Genomic DNA, 15,058 nt, shown 5'->3' on the forward strand with positions numbered 1-15,058 from the left:
CGTGAGGGAGCCGATTCAGCGCTTGGCTTCGTTGGCGTTCTTCTTGGCGTCGTCGGCAACGTCGCGTGCCTTGTCGGCGACTTTCTGCGCGGCGTCGGCGGTTGAATCGCTGGCATGGGCGGCCGCATCCTTGGCGGCAACCTTGGCTTCGCCAGCGGCCTCGGAGGTCGCTGCGGCTGCGCGGTCGAGCGCCTGCTGGGTGTCGGCGGCGGCGCGCTCGGAGGCGGCAGCGGCATCGTCGGCGGCAGTGCGGGTGGCGGCAGCGGCCTTGTCCACGGCTTCGCGCGCGGCGGCATTGGTGCTGTCGGCAGCCTGGGCGGCATCACGGCGGGCCTGTTCGGCCTCCGGGCCCTTGCACGCGGCCAGGCCGAGCAGCAGGGAAGCAGCCAGCAGGGAGGTGGTCAGCGGACGGATCTTCATGTGGCGCTCCAGAACGGCGATGGATGGGAGGCCAGCCTATTCATGCGTCTGTGAAGAACCGGTGCGTGGCAGGATCTGCACAACACGCGCCCAAAGAAAAAGCCGCTGGCGAACCAGCGGCTTCTTCAGACGTGCTTGAAGAAAGAAGTTATTACTTCTTGGCTTCTTCAGCAGCGTCCTTGGCCTTCTCGGCGGTGCCTTCGGCAGCCTTGGCAGCGTCAGCAGCCTGGTCGGCAGCAGCGTCGGTGGCAGCGCCGGCAGCCTGGGCAGCGGCATCAGCCGAAGCGTCAGCAGCGGTGGTGGCGGTGTCAGCAGCAGCCTGGGCAGCGTCAGCAGCCGGGGCGCCAGCAGCAGCGGCCTGGTCAGCAGCGGCCTGGGCGTCAGCGGCAGCTTCGTTGGCCGAAGCGGCGGCGTCAGCAGCCTGCTCCTGCTTCGAGCAGGCGGTCAGAGCCAGGCCCAGGGCCATCGCGATCAGCAGCTTGTTGATGCTCATTGTTGTGAATCCTCGTCGTTAGATTAGGCAACGCGCTATTGCGCGCCCGGCAACATGATGACAAGCCACGATTGGCTGTCAAGCGATCGCGCATTCAGTTTTGAGAAATGCGCGTTAAATCAAATCAAATCAATTCGATAGCGATGGCCGTGGCTTCGCCGCCGCCAATGCACAGGGTAGCAATTCCGCGCTTGGCGTCACGCTTGCGCAATGCGTTCACCAGCGTGACCACCAGCCGTGCACCGGACGCACCGATGGGATGACCCAATGCGCAGGCGCCGCCATTGACATTGACCTTGTCGTGCGGAATGCCCAGTTCGCGGATCGGCGCCATCGCGACCACGGCGAAGGCTTCGTTGATCTCGAACAGGTCCACCTGGTCCAGCGTCCAGCCGGTCTTTTCCAGCAGCTTCTGGATCGCACCGATGGGGGCGGTGGTGAACCATTCCGGCGCCTGGGAGTGGGTCGCATGGCCGACGATGCGGGCCAGCGGCTGCAGGCCGCGGGCGGCGGCATCTTCTTCGGACAGCAGCACCACGGCGGCAGCGCCGTCGGAGATGCTCGACGAACTGGCGGCGGTGACGGTGCCGTCCTTCTTGAACGCCGGGCGCAGGGTCGGGATCTTGGCGATGTCCGAGCGGCTCGGCTGCTCGTCCTGTGCGTATTCCACCTCACCCTTGCGCGTGCTGACCTTCACCGGGACGATCTCACCGTCGAAAGCGCCGTTGGCCTGGGCGGCCTGCGCACGGCGCACCGATTCGATGGCGAAGGCATCCTGGTCCTCGCGGCTGACCTGGTACTTCTCCACCGTGCACTCGGCGAACTCGCCCATGGCTTTGCCGTCATAGGCATTGACCAGGCCGTCGTGGGCCATGTGGTCGATCACCTGGAAGTTGCCGAAGCGGTTGCCGGTGCGCGAGTTGGGGATCATGTGCGGGGCGTTGGACATCGACTCCATGCCGCCGGCGACCACGATGCTGGCCGAGCCGGCCTTGATCAGGTCATGCCCCAGCATGATGGCCTTCATGCCCGAGCCGCACACCTTGTTGAGGGTGGTGGCGCCGGTGGAGACCGGAATCCCGGCGGCGATCGCGGCCTGGCGGGCCGGCGCCTGGCCGAGGTTGGCCGGCAGCACGCAGCCCATGATCACTTCGGAAACGTCCGCAGCCGGTACTCCGGACTGCTCCAGGGCCGCGGCGATCACGGTGGACCCCAGGGTCGGGGACGGCACGCCGTTGAACTGGCCCAGGAAGGAGCCGATGGCGGTGCGCTTGGCGGCGGCGATGACGATGTTGGACATGTGCAATCTCTTTGGTGCGTGAGCGAAGAGCGGAATGGGAACGCGGGCGTTGGAAGCCGACGCATTTCCCGGCAGACTGCGTGGGGGTCGGTCCAGTATAGAGGGTCGGCATTGACTGCCGGTGTCTGCCCGGGGGCAGGCAGGTGGGGAAGGTCCATTCACAAGGGGAGCAGGGATGAAGCAGGTTGTGATCGGCAGGTCGGCCTTGGCCGCGGCGTTGGCGTTGGCACTCAGTGCCTGCGGAGGCGGGGGCAGCAATGTCCGCGGGGATCTGGAGCCGTCGCCTCCCCCGACCACCCCGCCGTCGCCGCCCCCCACCACGCCCCCGACGCCACCGCCGACCACGGCACCGCCGGCACAGCCGGCCTTCGATGCGCACCTGAGCATCATCCAGGCCGGCCCCGCGCAGGCGGCCGGCTGGACCGGCGCCGGCGTGCGCATCGGCGTAGTCGATTCAGGCGTCAACCGCAGCCATCCGGCGCTCAACGGGCGCGTCGTGGCCAGTTACACCTACGTCGATCCGCGGGTGAACAACCCCAACGTGGATGATGTGGTCGGGCATGGCACTGTGGTGTCCCAGTTGGCGGCCGGTCGCCGGGTGGGAAGCTGGCCAGGCGGTGTGGCGACGGATGCGCAGATCGTGTCGGCACGGATCATCGCCGACAAAAGCCCGGTCGATGATGGGTCCGGCAGCGGCAACCAGGTCAGCGGTGCGCTGGGCCTGGCGCCCGTGCACCAGGATCTGATCAATGCCGGCGTCAAGATCATGAACAACTCGTGGGGCGGCCTGTACTGGACCAATCCGGCCGCCACCTCGCCGATTGCCCAGGAGTACCGTCCTTTCATCATCGGCAATGGCGGCCTGGTGGTGTTCGCGACCGGCAACGAGAGCAAGGCCAATCCCTCCAGCATGGCGGCCCTGCCCAGCCAGCCGGGCACCGGCGGCAGCCTGCCGGCAGCGGATCTGGAGCGCGGGTGGCTCAGCGTGACCGCGGTCGATACCGCCGACCCGAGCAAGCTGGCCTCCTACGCCAACGCGTGCGGCGTGGCAGCACGCTATTGCCTTGCGGCCCCGGGCACCGCGGCGTACGTCGATCCGGCCAACACCGGCGGCACGCCCACGTACTACTACGGCTCGGGCACGTCCTATGCAGCGCCGCTGGTCTCCGGCGCGGCCGCGCTGGTGTGGCAGAAGTACCCGTACTTCACCAACGACCTGGTGCGTCAGACCCTGCTCGGCACGGCGACCGATCTCGGCGCGGGTGGCGTGGACAGCACCTTCGGCTATGGCCTGCTCAACATCGCCAAGGCGATCAACGGACCGGCCAGGCTGGACTGGGGCGATACGACGGTCAATGTCAGCACGCCGGGGCTGAATTCGGTATGGAGCAACGACATCAGCGGCAGTGGCGGACTGACCAAGCAGGGTACGGGTGCGTTGACCCTGGCCGGCGCCAATACCTACACCGGTGACACGTTCATCGAGCGCGGCACCCTTGCGTTGCGCGGCGGTGCGTCGCTGCGTTCCAACGTGCTCATCGTGCCGCAGGCAGGTGATCCCAACGCCGCGGCGCTGCAGTTCATGAACGGCACCACGCGGGTGGGCGGCAACGTGGACAACGGCGCCAGCGTGATGCTGCGCAGCGACAATATCGATGCTGTCATCGAAGGCAACTACATCCAGCGTGCCGGCGCGCAACTGGTCGTCGCACTGGGGGCCAACCCGCTCATGGTGAACGGCACCGCCACGCTGGCCGGCACGGTGCGCGTGGACAGCATCATCAGTGGCTACGTGCCCCAGGACGGACGCACGCAGCCGCTGCTGCATGCCGATGGTGGGGTGACCGGCACCTTCGCCAGCGTCACCAATGGGCTGGCACCCGGCAGCCTGCTCCAGGCCAGCCTGCTGCACGCCAACAACGACGTCACCATGGTCATCGACCGCATCAGCGTGACCAGCGCCAGCCTCCAGGCCGGCCTGGGCGGCACGGCGCTGGCCTCGGCAGCGCGGGTCGAATCCGCGTTTGAAGTGCTGGATCGCAGCGGCGCGGCACTGGATGGGTTTGCCGACGCGGCCGGGAAGCTGCAGCAGGTGGATGGCGCCAGCGCCTTGCAGGCCAGCCTGGACAGCCTCTCCGGCAAGGCCCACGCCCTGGCCACGGCAGCGACCTTCGACAGCATCGACATGAACCGTCGTGCGCTGTCGGCACGGGTCGGTGATGTGCAGGCCGCGCCACGCCTGCGCGGTGCCTGGCAGAGCACGCTGGGCGAGGCGGGCCAGGGCAGCTTCGCCGGCAACGGGGTGGCGACCCGGGGCTGGATGATGGGCCAGGACATGGCGCTGGGCAGCCACGGCATGCTCGGTTTCGCGTTCGGCGAAACGCGCAGCTACGGCAGCCGGGAGTGGGGCAGTGACCGCGGCCGCGATCGTCAATCGCAGGCGCAGGTCTATGCGGGCTGGGGGACCGGCCGTGCGTATGCGATGGGCCAGATCGGCGCCGGCCAGTTCACCCGTGAGATCGATCGCCAGTTGCTGCTCGGTGCCGGGCAGTACGGCGTCAATGCGCGCTATGGCGGCAGCTTCAGCGCGGCCAGCGTGGAGTCGGGCTACCGTTTCGGCAATGCCACTGCCTCGCTGACGCCTTACCTGGGCGCCGAGTACGCCCGGGTGGACAGCGATGGTTTCAGTGAAACAGGCGGCATGGGCTTCGGGCTGCGCGCGCGCGATGCCGTGAGTACGCGCAGCCAGGCGTTGGCCGGCCTGCGCGCCGAGCGGCGCTGGGGCGGCTGGTCGCTGCGCGGCTATGCCGAATGGCAGCAGCATTTGTCCAGCGACGGCCTTTCGCTGGAGGCCAGCTTCGTCGGCGTCGAGGCCTGGGCGCCGGTAGCAGGGTTGCAGCCGGCCCGCTCGGGCGGGTTGTTCGGGCTCTCGCTGGAGTCGTGGTTGAGCCGCAACAGCCGACTGGCGTTCGGGTACGACCAGCGCTTTGGGCCGCGCGGCGATCTGCGTCAGGTGCAGGTGCGCTATTCGGCTGGGTTCTAAACGCGGGCCTGGCCGCGACGCAAAAAAAAAAGAGGGCGCGATCGATGATCGCGCCCTCTTCGTTTGTCAGCGCAACGGCTCAGTTGCCGCGCAGGCTGCCCCGGCGCGGCGTGCTCCGGCCCAGCGGCATCTTCAGCTTGCCGATCGACAGGATGCGCGATTCGGCGATCTGGTCGGCGGCGCGCTGCGGGGCGATGCCCTCGCTCTGCGACAGCGCGAAGATGCGGCCGAGGTTGTGGTAGATGCTGCGGATCAGGCGCATCGCGCGCTCACGGTTGTAGCCGTCGATCTCCAGCGAGACGTTCATGACGCCCCCGGCGTTGACCGCGTAATCCGGTGCGTAGAGGATGCCGCGCGCGTGCAGCTCGTCGCCGACCTCCAGGCTGGAAAGCTGGTTGTTGGCGGTACCACAGACGATCTTGCACTTCAGGCGCGGCAGGGTATCCGGATTGATCGCGCCTTCCAGCGCGCAGGGCGCGAAGATGTCGGCGTTGACGTCGTAGATGTCTTCCGGCTTGACCGCCTCCGCACCGTATTCGGTGACAGCGCGGTCCACGCGCGTGCTGTCCAGGTCGCTGACGTACAGCTTGGCGCCACGATCGCGCAGCAGCTTCACCAGTTCCATGCCGATATGGCCCAGGCCCTGCACCGCGATGCTGGCCTTGCCCACTTCCTCATGGCCCAGCTTGTGCTGCATCGACGCCATCAGCGCCTGCAGCGCGCCGTACGCGGTGAACGGTGCCGGGTCGCCGGAGCCGCCGTGCACCTGGTGTACGCCGGTGACGTACTCGCTCTCCAGGTAGATGTTTTCCATGTCGTTGACATCGGTGCCGACGTCCTCGGCGGTGATGTAGCGGCCACCCAGCGAATCGACATAACGGCCGAAAGCGCGGAACAGCACTTCAGTCTTGTCGCGCTTGGGGTCACCGATGATCACCGCCTTGCCACCACCCACGTTGAGGCCGGCCAGGGCGTTCTTGTAGGTCATGGTGCGGCTCAGGCGCAGCGCATCGGCCAGGGCCTCGTCGGTGCTGGCGTAGGGACGCATGCGCACACCGCCCAGGGCCGGGCCGAGGGTGGTGTTGTGGATGGCGATGATCGCCCTCAGACCGGCGTCGCGGCTGTGGCAGAACACCACTTGTTCGTGACCGGTGGTTTCGAGGGTTTCAAATAACATGGTGGCTCCGATGGTGCGAACGGTGGCGAACAGCGGCGAACGCGCCAGCAAAAGGTGGGTTGTAAAACAAAAAAAGCGACGTCGTCGGGTCTCGGACGGGTCGCGCGGCGCCATTCTAGTGCATTCCGAAGGACGGTGTTGTCAGGGGTCCTGCGCACCACGGCCATTAAAGTTGCTGAAGCGCAGGCCGATGCCGTGGCAACGGTGTGGATGGCCGGTCATCGCAGGAAGGATCACGTGGGCGCAGTCGCAACAAGGCAAGTGCGGGACCCGGCGCGTCCAGGGCCATGGGCATGAACGGCGCGATGGTCGTCGGCGCCGCTGTGCTGGCGCTGCTTGGCATGGCCGCTGTGCTCGGTCACCGGCGGCGTGCCGTGGTGGCCCGGGCGATGGCGCGTGGCGCCGCCACGCACGGGCGGGCCGCGGCGTTGCCGGTCGCCCCGGTAGCGCCGGGTACCGATCCGGTGGGGGTGCTGCAGGCCGGGCTGCATACGCTGGCACTGGTGCCGCGCAGTGGCGATGCCGCCGACGCGGCGGCCCCGCGCACCGTTGAACTGCGTGATGCCGTCACCGCGTCGCTGCTGGCGCGGGACTGGTCGGCCAAACACCTGCCCCGCCGTCCGCAGCTGCTGCCGCAGCTGATCCAGACCGTCAACGACAGCGACGCCTCGGCGCGCGCAATGGCCGCGATCATCAGCCAGGACCCGGTGTTGACCGGCAATCTGCTGCGCATCGCCAACAGCCCGGTCTACCGGGTGCAGGCGCGCCCGGTGGAGACCCTGCAGCGCGCGGTCACCCTGGTCGGTACCGATGGCATCCGCCAGATCATCAGCGCGGTGCTGGTGCAGCCGGTGATGCAACTGCAGTGCGATGCCTTTCCGCAGTTCAGCGCGGTGATCTGGGAGCATGCGCTGCTGGCCTCGCGCGCTGCCGCCGACCACGCACGCACCGTGACCCATGAAGATGGCTTCGCCGCGCAGTGGCTGGGCCTGACCCAGGGCCTGGGCGCGGCGCTGGTGATGCGCCATCTGCTCGATGCCTGCACGCAACAGGCGCTCGCCGCCCCGCCGCGTGCGCTGGCGGCCGATCTTCTCGACAGTTGGACCCTGCCGGTGGCCAGCCGCATCGCCGCGGCATGGGAGCTGCCCAAGGCCGTGCACGATGCCTTGATCCGCCAGAGTGGTAGTGGATTGGCGGCCAGCCTGCGCTTTGCGCGTGCGGCGGCGGCGGCCAGCCTGCTGTGCCGCCATGGCCAGATCGGTCAGGTCCAGGCGCTGGCGTTGCTGGAGCAACTGGACGACACGCCGCCGCATGCACTGCAGTGGATCTGGCGGCGCGTGCACGGGCGGCCCGTGGAAACGCTGGAGGGCGAAGAGGCCGAGCTGGACGTGGCCCAGGCCGGCTGAGCTAGAGCTGCGACTCCAGCGGCAGCCAGCTGATCGCGCGTGCGCTGGCCCGCAGCCAGAACCCGGTGTCCGGTTCGGTAGACAGCCAGTGCGGCGGCTGCGCATCCCGCTCCAGCCAACGCACGTCGCCGTCCGGTCCCAGGGCCACCCAGTAGCTCTGGCGTGGGCTGGCCAGGCGCAGGTATTCCCCGCGCAGCTGCGCGGCCAGGACCGGATCGTTGAACAGCACGCCCATCTCGGTGTTCAGATACGCCGAGCGAGGGTCCAGATTGAACGAGCCGACGAAGCCGCGCTGGTCGTCGATCATGAAGGCCTTGGTATGCAGGCTGGCGCCACTGCTGCCGAACAGGCCGCCGCCATCGACGTTGCCGCGCGATTTGAGCTCGTACAGCTGCACGCCACTGCGCAGCAACGGTGCCCGGTAGTGCATGTAACCGCTGTGCACGGCGGCCACGTCATTGGCGGCCAGGGAGTTGGTGATCACCCCGACCTGCGCGCCACGCGCCACCATCGCGCCCAGCCCCTCGGTGCCCTCCTCGCCGGGCACGAAGTAGGGCGAGATCAGCAAGGCTTTGTGCTGCGTGCTCTGCAGCTCCTGCACCAGGCGCGTCACCAGCCAGCCGGCCTGATCGTCGCGGCGGTGCTTCATCGGCGGGTCCGAGGCGATCGCCACGTGGTTTGACCAGTGCAGATCCAGCGCATCGCGGTAATACGATTTCTCCGCCTGCGAACGCGCCACGCGTTCCAGGTAGGGCTTGGCACTGTCCAGGCGCGCTTCGTGCTCGCTTTCGCGGATCAGCAGGCGCAGCTGCGGTTCGGTGTAGAACGCCAGCGCACGGATCGGCACGGCGGTATCGCTGTTCCAGTACTCGTCGAAGATCGTGTTGGCCTGCTGCACCGCTTCGCCGGCCACCAGCAGGTCCAGGTCGCGGAAGTTCACATCCGGGCGTGCGCTGAAGTATTCCTCGCCGATGTTGCGGCCACCGACGATCGCCACGCGCCCATCGGCGATCCATGACTTGTTGTGCATCCGGTGGTTGACGCTGAAAACGCGTTGCACCATCTCGACCAGGCGCCAGAGCCCGCTGCGGTTGCGGAACGGGTTGTACAGGCGGATCTCGATGTTGGGGTGCGCATCGAGCGCCATCATCAGCGCGTCCTTGTCCTGCGCGTTCATGTCATCGAGCAGGATGCGTACCCGCACGCCGCGCTCGGCGGCGCGGTACAACTCGTTGGCCATGAGATGGCCGATGAGGTCGTCGTGCCAGATGTAGTACTGCAGGTCCAGGCTGCGCCCGGCGTGCTGGGTGATCACCGCGCGTGCGGCGTATGCGTCCAGCCCGTCGGACAGGAAGGCCACACCGGTCTGGCCGGGGTGCTCGGCCTGCAGGCGGACCAGCTCGCGATCGATCGGGGTCTGGTCGGCCTGCGTGGGCAGCACCGTCGAACGCTCGCCCACGGCCTGCGGGGTGAGGTGATCGGCCAGCAGCAGGCCGCTGAGGACCAGCAGGATCAGCAGGGCGACAACGATCCCCAGCCAGCGCAGCAGCCGGCGCCAGAACGGTTTTTTTTCGGTCATGCCCCGATCGTAAGCGGCCGGGGCGTGCAGGGCGAGTGCTGGCGCGGTTTAGAAACGCTCGTCCGGCGCCAGGTAACGCCACTGGCCCGGGACCAGCTTGCCCATCGCGACGCGGCCGATGCGCAGGCGGCGGATGCTGATGACCTCCAGCCCGACCTGGGCGCACATGTCGCGCAGCTGGCCCGGATGCACCGGCTTGATCGCAAAGCGCAGGCGGGTTTCGTTCTGCCAGCTCACCTTGCACGGTGGCAACGGCCAGCTGCGGAAGCTCAGGCCGTGCGCGAGGCGCTTCATGCCGTAGGGCGCCAGCTCGCCACTGACTTCCACCAGGTATTCCTGCTCCAGCGTTGCGCCGCGATCCTTCAGGTGCGAGATCACGCGCCCGTCCTGGCTGACCACCACCAGGCCGCTCTCGTCATCGGACAGCGGCATCACCAGTTGCAGGGCGTGGAAATGCCGCTGCAGCAGGGTCACACCGGTGGCATCGAGTTCACTGCGGCTTTCCGGGGTCACCAGGGCGCACAGTTCGTCCGAGCGCATGCCGGCCGGCTTGTGCAGCAGCATGCTCACGGTCTCGGTGCGGGTCGCCTCGGCGTTCTCGCGCAGCACGATGTCCTCGTCGGTGACCATCGTCTGCGGCTGTTCGACCACCTGGCCGTTGACGGTCACCCAGCCGCCCTCGATGTAGCGCTGGGCGTCGCCACGGGAGCAGCCGATCAGGCTGGTCAGGCGTTTGTCGAGTCGGATCGGGTCGGTCATGGGGCAGGCAACATAAAACGGGAAGCGGGCGGGGAGTGTACTGGCTGGGGCCCGGCGCTGCGCGATGAGGGTCGCTGCGGCTCAGGCCGGCGTGCGTTCCAGGTGGGTCAGGTACAGACGCAGATCGAACTCCAGCTGGTGGTAGTCCGCTTCCATGTGGGTACACAGCTGGTAGAAGGCCTTGTTGTGGTCCGATTCCTTCAGGTGGGCCAGCTCGTGCACCACGATCATCTTCAGGAACGGTGCCGGCGCCTCGCGGAACACCGTGGCGATGCGGATCTCGCGGCTGGCCTTGAGCCGGCTGCCCTGCACACGCGAGACCGTGGTGTGGGTGCCCAGCGCGTGCTTGAGGACCTGCAGCCTGCTGTCGTAGATCACCTTGGACAGCGGCGCGGACTGGCGCAGGTAGCGCTCTTTCAGGCCCTGGGTGTAGTCGTACAGCTGGCGGTCGTTGCGGACGGTATGCAGTTCGGCATAGCGGCGCTCCAGCCACGGCCCCAGCCGATCGCCCGCGATCAGCTCGCGCACCTGCTGCTGCAGGGCGTCGGGATAGCCGGCGAGGTACTTCAGGGCGGTCATGCGGGCGGTTGGGGCGGGGCGGGCAGACCAGTATGATGGCCCCCGGAATCCCGCAACAACAGATGCTAGGCGTATGGCGAAGGCAAATCCCCTGCAGGAGCAGCTGCTCAAGGCTGGGCTGGTCAAGAAATCCCAGGTCTCCCAGGCCGCCCGTGAACAGGTGAAAGCCCGTCACGGCAAGGCTCCGGCCGCGCCCAGCGAAAGCCAGCGCGAGGCCGAGCGCCTGCGCGCGGAAAAGGCCGAGCGCGATCGTGCGCTGGAAGCCGAGCGCAAGGCCAAGGCCCACGCCCAGGAGCTGCAGGCCCAGGTCCGCCAGATCGTCGAGGCGCACAAGGTCAAGCGTGAAGGCGAGAGCGAGTACCGCTTCAACGACGGCACCGTGATCCGCACCCTGCTGGTCAACAACGTGCTGCGCCGCCAGCTGGCCTCGGGCAGCCTGGTGATCGTGCGCCATGGCGACGGTTTCGAACTGCTGCCGCGGGCTGCGGCCGAGAAGGTCCGCGAGCGCGATGCCAGTGTGATCGTGCTCGACAACGCCCAGCCCGGCAGCGAACCGAGCACCGGCAACGCCGAGGACGATGCGTACTACGCCCAGTTCCAGGTGCCGGACGACCTGGTCTGGTAAGCCACGTCTGAAGCGTTCACCCGGCGCCGCGGGCGTTCAGCCCTACGTTGGCTGGGCGCGGTGGACGGGGTCTATGCTGGTGGCCTGACACCGGCATGGGAGACACATCATGGCGACAGGTTGGGCTGGCGACGGTGCCGTCCAGGATCAGATCGACGCCACCGTCGATGAAGCCATCCAGCGGGCACGCGCGCAGCTGCGCGACGGCCCCGGTTTGACCCACTGCGAGCACTGCGACGCGCCCATTCCCGAGGCGCGGCGGAAGGCCGTACCCGGCGTACGCCTGTGCGTGCGCTGCCAGGAAGAAGAGGACGCCGCCCAGCAGGAGGGCAGCGGCTACAACCGCCGCGGCAGCAAGGACAGCCAGCTGCGCTAGGTATCGATCCCGCAGCGGGCATTGCCTGGCCGACGGCGGCGGGACTCAGCCGTCCCCTTGAATCCCGCCCGGCGCCTGCGAAGGATCGCGCCAACGGCGCACGGTGCGTTGGAAGAACATGTTGTTGGGCATCTGCAGCACCGTGCCTTCATGCCCGCTGCCGGTTTCCTGCAATGTGGTGTAGATCAGGTTGATGTCGATCACGCGGCCCTTGAGTCCAGGCTTCTCACCGTTCTCCAGCAGCTCGATGTAATCGTGCAGGCGGAACGGCCGCGTGGTGAAGATCAGCAGCGTGCAGAAGATGTTGGACAGCACGCTCCACGCCGCGAAGAACGCCACCGCGCCGACCGCGGCGAACCCGGTGAAAGCGGTCCAAAGTACCGTTGCCGAGACGCCCACGATGTTGAGCACGATCAGCAGCACGGTGAAATACACCACGAAGGTGAACACCCGACGTGCGCCCATGATCATTTCCGGCGGGAGTGTGTAGTGCTCACCGACGCGGCGGATGAGCCGCCGGGCAACCAGCCGCAGCAGCCAGGCCACCAGCAGGGTCACCAGAATCTGCAGGGCAGGGACCCCGTAGTGCAGCCATTCGTGGGTCCAGGCGGGCAGATGGTCTTTCATGGGGGAGGAATTCCTTTGCAGCGTTAGTGCCGATCCCGCCATGGTAATGCCGATGCGCCTCACCGCATCGTGGTGCCGGCTTACTCCGGCTTCCTGCCGTACACATCGAACACAGCGATCATCGCCGAGGCACACAGCGGCGCGTTCTGCGCGTACTGCACACAGACATCGGGTGCTTCAGACCTCAACGTGACCTGGATCTGCAGCGGGCTCCACGGCAGCGTGCAGCCGGTGGCCAGCGAGAGCAGCAGGGCCAGGCAACTGGAAGACATGGGAATACTCCTTGGCGGGGGCCGGTAGTGACATGGGATTGGATGCAGCGCCGGCCAGGAAGGTTTAAAGACCGCAGAAATAATCCGCCTTGCCGCACGCGTGCCACACGCGAGTCCCGTAGCGGCCGGTAGGCCCCTGGGCAAAATCAAGGAGGAGGTCGTCGCCTTAAGGCGGCGGCCGGGGGACATTTGCCGAGGGGCCTGCCGGTTGCTACGGGGCCCTCACGCTCGCAGCAGCCCCAAGCGGAGGCACCTGAAAAGAAAGTCAGAACGGGCTTAAACCTTTTCCATGCCCCCCGCATCCAACGGATATGCTCGACACGACCATGCCCGCCTCCAGCGCCACGACCCAGGCCGACGCCGCCGATGACCACGCCCTCGTGCGTGCCGCGGCGGCCGGCGACGTGACCGCGTACGAACGCATCTACCGACGGCATTCGCCGCGTGTATACGCCGTGCTGTGGCGGCTGTGCGGCGGCCACGCGGCTCGCGCCGAGGATGCCCTGCAGGAGGCCTTCCTGCAGGCATGGCGCGCCCTGCCGGGCTTCCGTTTCGAAAGCAGCCTGGGCACCTGGCTGCACCGCCTGGGCGTGAATGCAGCGCTGATGGAACTGCGCGCCAACGCCACCGGCGATGCGCGCGATGCCGGTGAGGAGGGCTGGGAGTCGCTGGCCATGCTGCCCGCCCAGGACCGCTGCGCCGGCACCTCGATGGACCTGGAGCGCGCGTTGGAAACACTGCCGCCACGGGCCCGCGCGGTCCTGGTCCTGCATGACATCGAAGGGTGGAAACACCAGGAAATCGCCGACCAGCTGCAGATGGCCGTCGGCAGTTCCAAAGCACAGCTGCACCGTGCGCGCGGCCTGCTGCGTGCACGCCTAGGAGAAACCGCATGACCCCCCATGATTCCGATCACGACGAACTGTCCGCTCACGACGAGCTGAGTGCACGCCTGCGCGCCCTGCCAACCGAGCGCGTCCCGCCGGCACGGGTGTGGCAGGGCATTGCCGCGCAGCTGCCAGGCCAGGCCCAGGCCCAGGCCCCGGCCCCGGCGGTTGCGGTGGCAACGCTGCCGACACGCCGCCGGCGGCAACGCTGGCCGCTGCGCATCGGGCTCGGCCTGGCCGCCGCGCTGGCGCTGCTGATGGTGGTGCCGACGCCGGTCCCGCACACGCCGGCACCATCGCTGCTGCAGCGCCAGGCCGATGCGATGGCCGGTGAATACCAGCAGGCCATTGCAGCTCTGCCCAGTGCCGATCTCACCGATGAGTGGCGCCCGGCCCTGCATGAACTCGACGCCAGCGCGGACAACATCCGTGCGGCCATCGCTGAAAATCCCCGCTCGCGCTATCTGCTCGGGCAACTGCAGCGTACCTACGCGCTGCGGCTGGAACTCACCCAGCAGGCGGTGCTGTCCGCCGGCCTGCCCACTTGAAGGAGAACCCCATGCGCATTCCTCTGTCCCTGATCGCCGCCCTGGCCCTGTGCCTGCCGCTGGTTGCCCAGGCCGCCACCAACGTCAATGAGCGCCACCCACTGGGGGCCGGCGGCCGCGTGGAGATCAGCAACATCGCCGGCAAAGTGACCGTGCGCGGCTGGGACCGCAGCGACGTGGCGCTGACCGGTTCGATGGCCGATGGGCTCACCCTCAAGCAGGACAAGAGCAGCAACCGGGTGCGCTGGGAAGTGGAGTACCCGCGTGGCCGCAGCAACGGCGGGGCGACCCTGGAGCTGCGCGTGCCGCGTTCGGTGGAAGTGCAGCTGGGCACCATCAGCGCCGACATCGACGTCGCCGACATCGACGTGCGCCGCCTGCAGGCCAACAGTGTCAGCGGCAGCATCACCGCGGCCGGGCGCAGTGGCGAGACCACGTTGAACACGGTCAGTGGTGGCATCCGCTCGCAGCTGCAGACCGCACGCCTGGATGCGCGCACGGTCAGTGGCCAGTTGCTGGCCGGCGGTGGGGCGTCAGGGGAAGTGGCGGCCGAATCGGTTTCCGGCCGGGTCAACGTCAATGCCGGGCGGATCCAGCGGCTGGCGGTGGAAACCGTCTCGGGCAGCCTGGACGTGAGCGCGACCGGCATGGCGCCGGGCGGCAAGGTGACGATGCAGACGGTCAGCGGTTCGGTCGCGCTGAAGCTGCCGGCCACTGTCTCGGCGCAGTTGAACGTCAAGACGTTCAGCGGTGGCATCCAGTCCGACGCCGGGCAGGTGGAAAAGCCGCGTTATGGCCCGGGCAGCAGCCTGGATGCGCGTCTGGGGTCGGGCGATGGGGATATTTCGATCAACTCCCATTCCGGGAGCGTGCGGGTCAGCCTGGGCCGCTGAGTGCGGCCACCCCCCCCCCCCAAAACCGGGGGGGAGGCACCCACCGCACGCCCCGTTTATTAACCCCCCGGGGT

16 protein-coding genes are annotated in these 15,058 nt (G+C 67.9%); 7 read left to right on the forward strand and 9 right to left on the reverse strand.

Annotated elements, in window-relative coordinates:
• Positions 1 to 15 precede the first annotated feature (15 nt).
• From QMX81_RS11190 to QMX81_RS11200, 3 genes are all read right to left on the reverse strand, one after another.
• Entirely contained in the window at positions 16 to 420 is a 405-nt protein-coding gene (locus tag QMX81_RS11190) for a hypothetical protein (protein WP_152154110.1), read from the reverse strand.
• A gap of 151 nt (positions 421 to 571) precedes the next feature.
• Positions 572 to 913, reverse strand: a complete 342-nt coding sequence (locus QMX81_RS11195) for a hypothetical protein (protein WP_088434503.1) — start codon at positions 911 to 913, stop codon at positions 572 to 574.
• 124 nt (positions 914 to 1,037) lie between these two features.
• The gene (locus QMX81_RS11200; RefSeq protein WP_121038700.1) at positions 1,038 to 2,213 is read right to left on the reverse strand and encodes a thiolase family protein; all 1,176 of its coding nucleotides are present in this window, start codon (positions 2,211 to 2,213) and stop codon (positions 1,038 to 1,040) included.
• A gap of 175 nt (positions 2,214 to 2,388) precedes the next feature.
• Here QMX81_RS11200 and QMX81_RS11205 point away from each other — a divergent pair, with 175 nt between their 5' ends.
• Positions 2,389 to 5,256 (forward strand): autotransporter serine protease, encoded by a 2,868-nt coding sequence (locus QMX81_RS11205; protein WP_282261483.1) that lies wholly within the window; start codon positions 2,389 to 2,391, stop codon positions 5,254 to 5,256.
• A 79-nt stretch (positions 5,257 to 5,335) separates the two neighbouring features.
• Here the strand turns inward: QMX81_RS11205 and QMX81_RS11210 are convergent, their stop codons facing one another.
• Positions 5,336 to 6,433 carry a Glu/Leu/Phe/Val dehydrogenase dimerization domain-containing protein gene (locus tag QMX81_RS11210; RefSeq protein WP_121041184.1) on the reverse strand — a complete coding sequence of 366 codons (1,098 nt, stop codon included), beginning with the start codon at positions 6,431 to 6,433 and terminating at the stop codon, positions 5,336 to 5,338.
• A gap of 287 nt (positions 6,434 to 6,720) precedes the next feature.
• Between QMX81_RS11210 and QMX81_RS11215 the strand changes: the two genes are divergently transcribed.
• Positions 6,721 to 7,839, forward strand: a complete 1,119-nt coding sequence (locus QMX81_RS11215) for an HDOD domain-containing protein (protein ID WP_282261489.1) — start codon at positions 6,721 to 6,723, stop codon at positions 7,837 to 7,839.
• Position 7,840: 1 nt separating this feature from the next.
• Here QMX81_RS11215 and QMX81_RS11220 read toward each other — a convergent pair whose 3' ends face one another.
• From QMX81_RS11220 to QMX81_RS11230, 3 genes are all read right to left on the reverse strand, one after another.
• A complete protein-coding gene (locus QMX81_RS11220) occupies positions 7,841 to 9,418 on the reverse strand; it encodes a phospholipase D family protein (RefSeq protein ID WP_282261491.1) in 1,578 nt (525 codons plus the stop codon).
• 48 nt (positions 9,419 to 9,466) lie between these two features.
• Positions 9,467 to 10,177: an rRNA pseudouridine synthase gene (locus QMX81_RS11225; protein ID WP_121038691.1), complete on the reverse strand. Its 711-nt coding sequence runs from the start codon at positions 10,175 to 10,177 to the stop codon at positions 9,467 to 9,469.
• Positions 10,178 to 10,258: 81 nt separating this feature from the next.
• Entirely contained in the window at positions 10,259 to 10,756 is a 498-nt protein-coding gene (locus QMX81_RS11230; RefSeq protein ID WP_121038688.1) for a M48 family metallopeptidase, read from the reverse strand.
• A 73-nt stretch (positions 10,757 to 10,829) separates the two neighbouring features.
• On the opposite strand from QMX81_RS11230, the gene QMX81_RS11235 reads away from it, so the two are divergent.
• Positions 10,830 to 11,381, forward strand: a complete 552-nt coding sequence (locus QMX81_RS11235) for a DUF2058 domain-containing protein (protein ID WP_282261495.1) — start codon at positions 10,830 to 10,832, stop codon at positions 11,379 to 11,381.
• A gap of 109 nt (positions 11,382 to 11,490) precedes the next feature.
• The gene (locus QMX81_RS11240; RefSeq protein ID WP_121038682.1) at positions 11,491 to 11,757 is read left to right on the forward strand and encodes a DksA/TraR family C4-type zinc finger protein; all 267 of its coding nucleotides are present in this window, start codon (positions 11,491 to 11,493) and stop codon (positions 11,755 to 11,757) included.
• A 45-nt stretch (positions 11,758 to 11,802) separates the two neighbouring features.
• On the opposite strand, the gene QMX81_RS11245 is transcribed toward QMX81_RS11240, so the two are convergent.
• Both QMX81_RS11245 and QMX81_RS11250 read right to left on the reverse strand, forming a co-directional pair.
• Positions 11,803 to 12,384 carry a mechanosensitive ion channel family protein gene (locus tag QMX81_RS11245; protein WP_121038679.1) on the reverse strand — a complete coding sequence of 194 codons (582 nt, stop codon included), beginning with the start codon at positions 12,382 to 12,384 and terminating at the stop codon, positions 11,803 to 11,805.
• An 80-nt stretch (positions 12,385 to 12,464) separates the two neighbouring features.
• On the reverse strand, positions 12,465 to 12,656 hold the full coding sequence (locus QMX81_RS11250) for a hypothetical protein (RefSeq protein WP_121038676.1): 192 nt from the start codon (positions 12,654 to 12,656) through the stop codon (positions 12,465 to 12,467).
• A 311-nt stretch (positions 12,657 to 12,967) separates the two neighbouring features.
• Between QMX81_RS11250 and QMX81_RS11255 the strand changes: the two genes are divergently transcribed.
• From QMX81_RS11255 to QMX81_RS11265, 3 genes are read left to right on the forward strand one after another with little or no spacing between them, the layout of a single operon-like run.
• Positions 12,968 to 13,552: a sigma-70 family RNA polymerase sigma factor gene (locus tag QMX81_RS11255; RefSeq protein WP_121038673.1), complete on the forward strand. Its 585-nt coding sequence runs from the start codon at positions 12,968 to 12,970 to the stop codon at positions 13,550 to 13,552.
• Positions 13,549 to 14,091: a hypothetical protein gene (locus QMX81_RS11260; protein WP_282261501.1), complete on the forward strand. Its 543-nt coding sequence runs from the start codon at positions 13,549 to 13,551 to the stop codon at positions 14,089 to 14,091. Before QMX81_RS11255 ends, QMX81_RS11260 begins: the two co-directional genes overlap by 4 nt.
• Positions 14,092 to 14,102: 11 nt before the next feature.
• Positions 14,103 to 14,984 (forward strand): DUF4097 family beta strand repeat-containing protein, encoded by an 882-nt coding sequence (locus QMX81_RS11265; RefSeq protein WP_121038667.1) that lies wholly within the window; start codon positions 14,103 to 14,105, stop codon positions 14,982 to 14,984.
• Positions 14,985 to 15,058 lie beyond the last annotated feature (74 nt).

Source organism: Stenotrophomonas sp. PS02301, from assembly GCF_029959485.1.
Lineage (GTDB): Bacteria > Pseudomonadota > Gammaproteobacteria > Xanthomonadales > Xanthomonadaceae > Stenotrophomonas > Stenotrophomonas maltophilia_Z.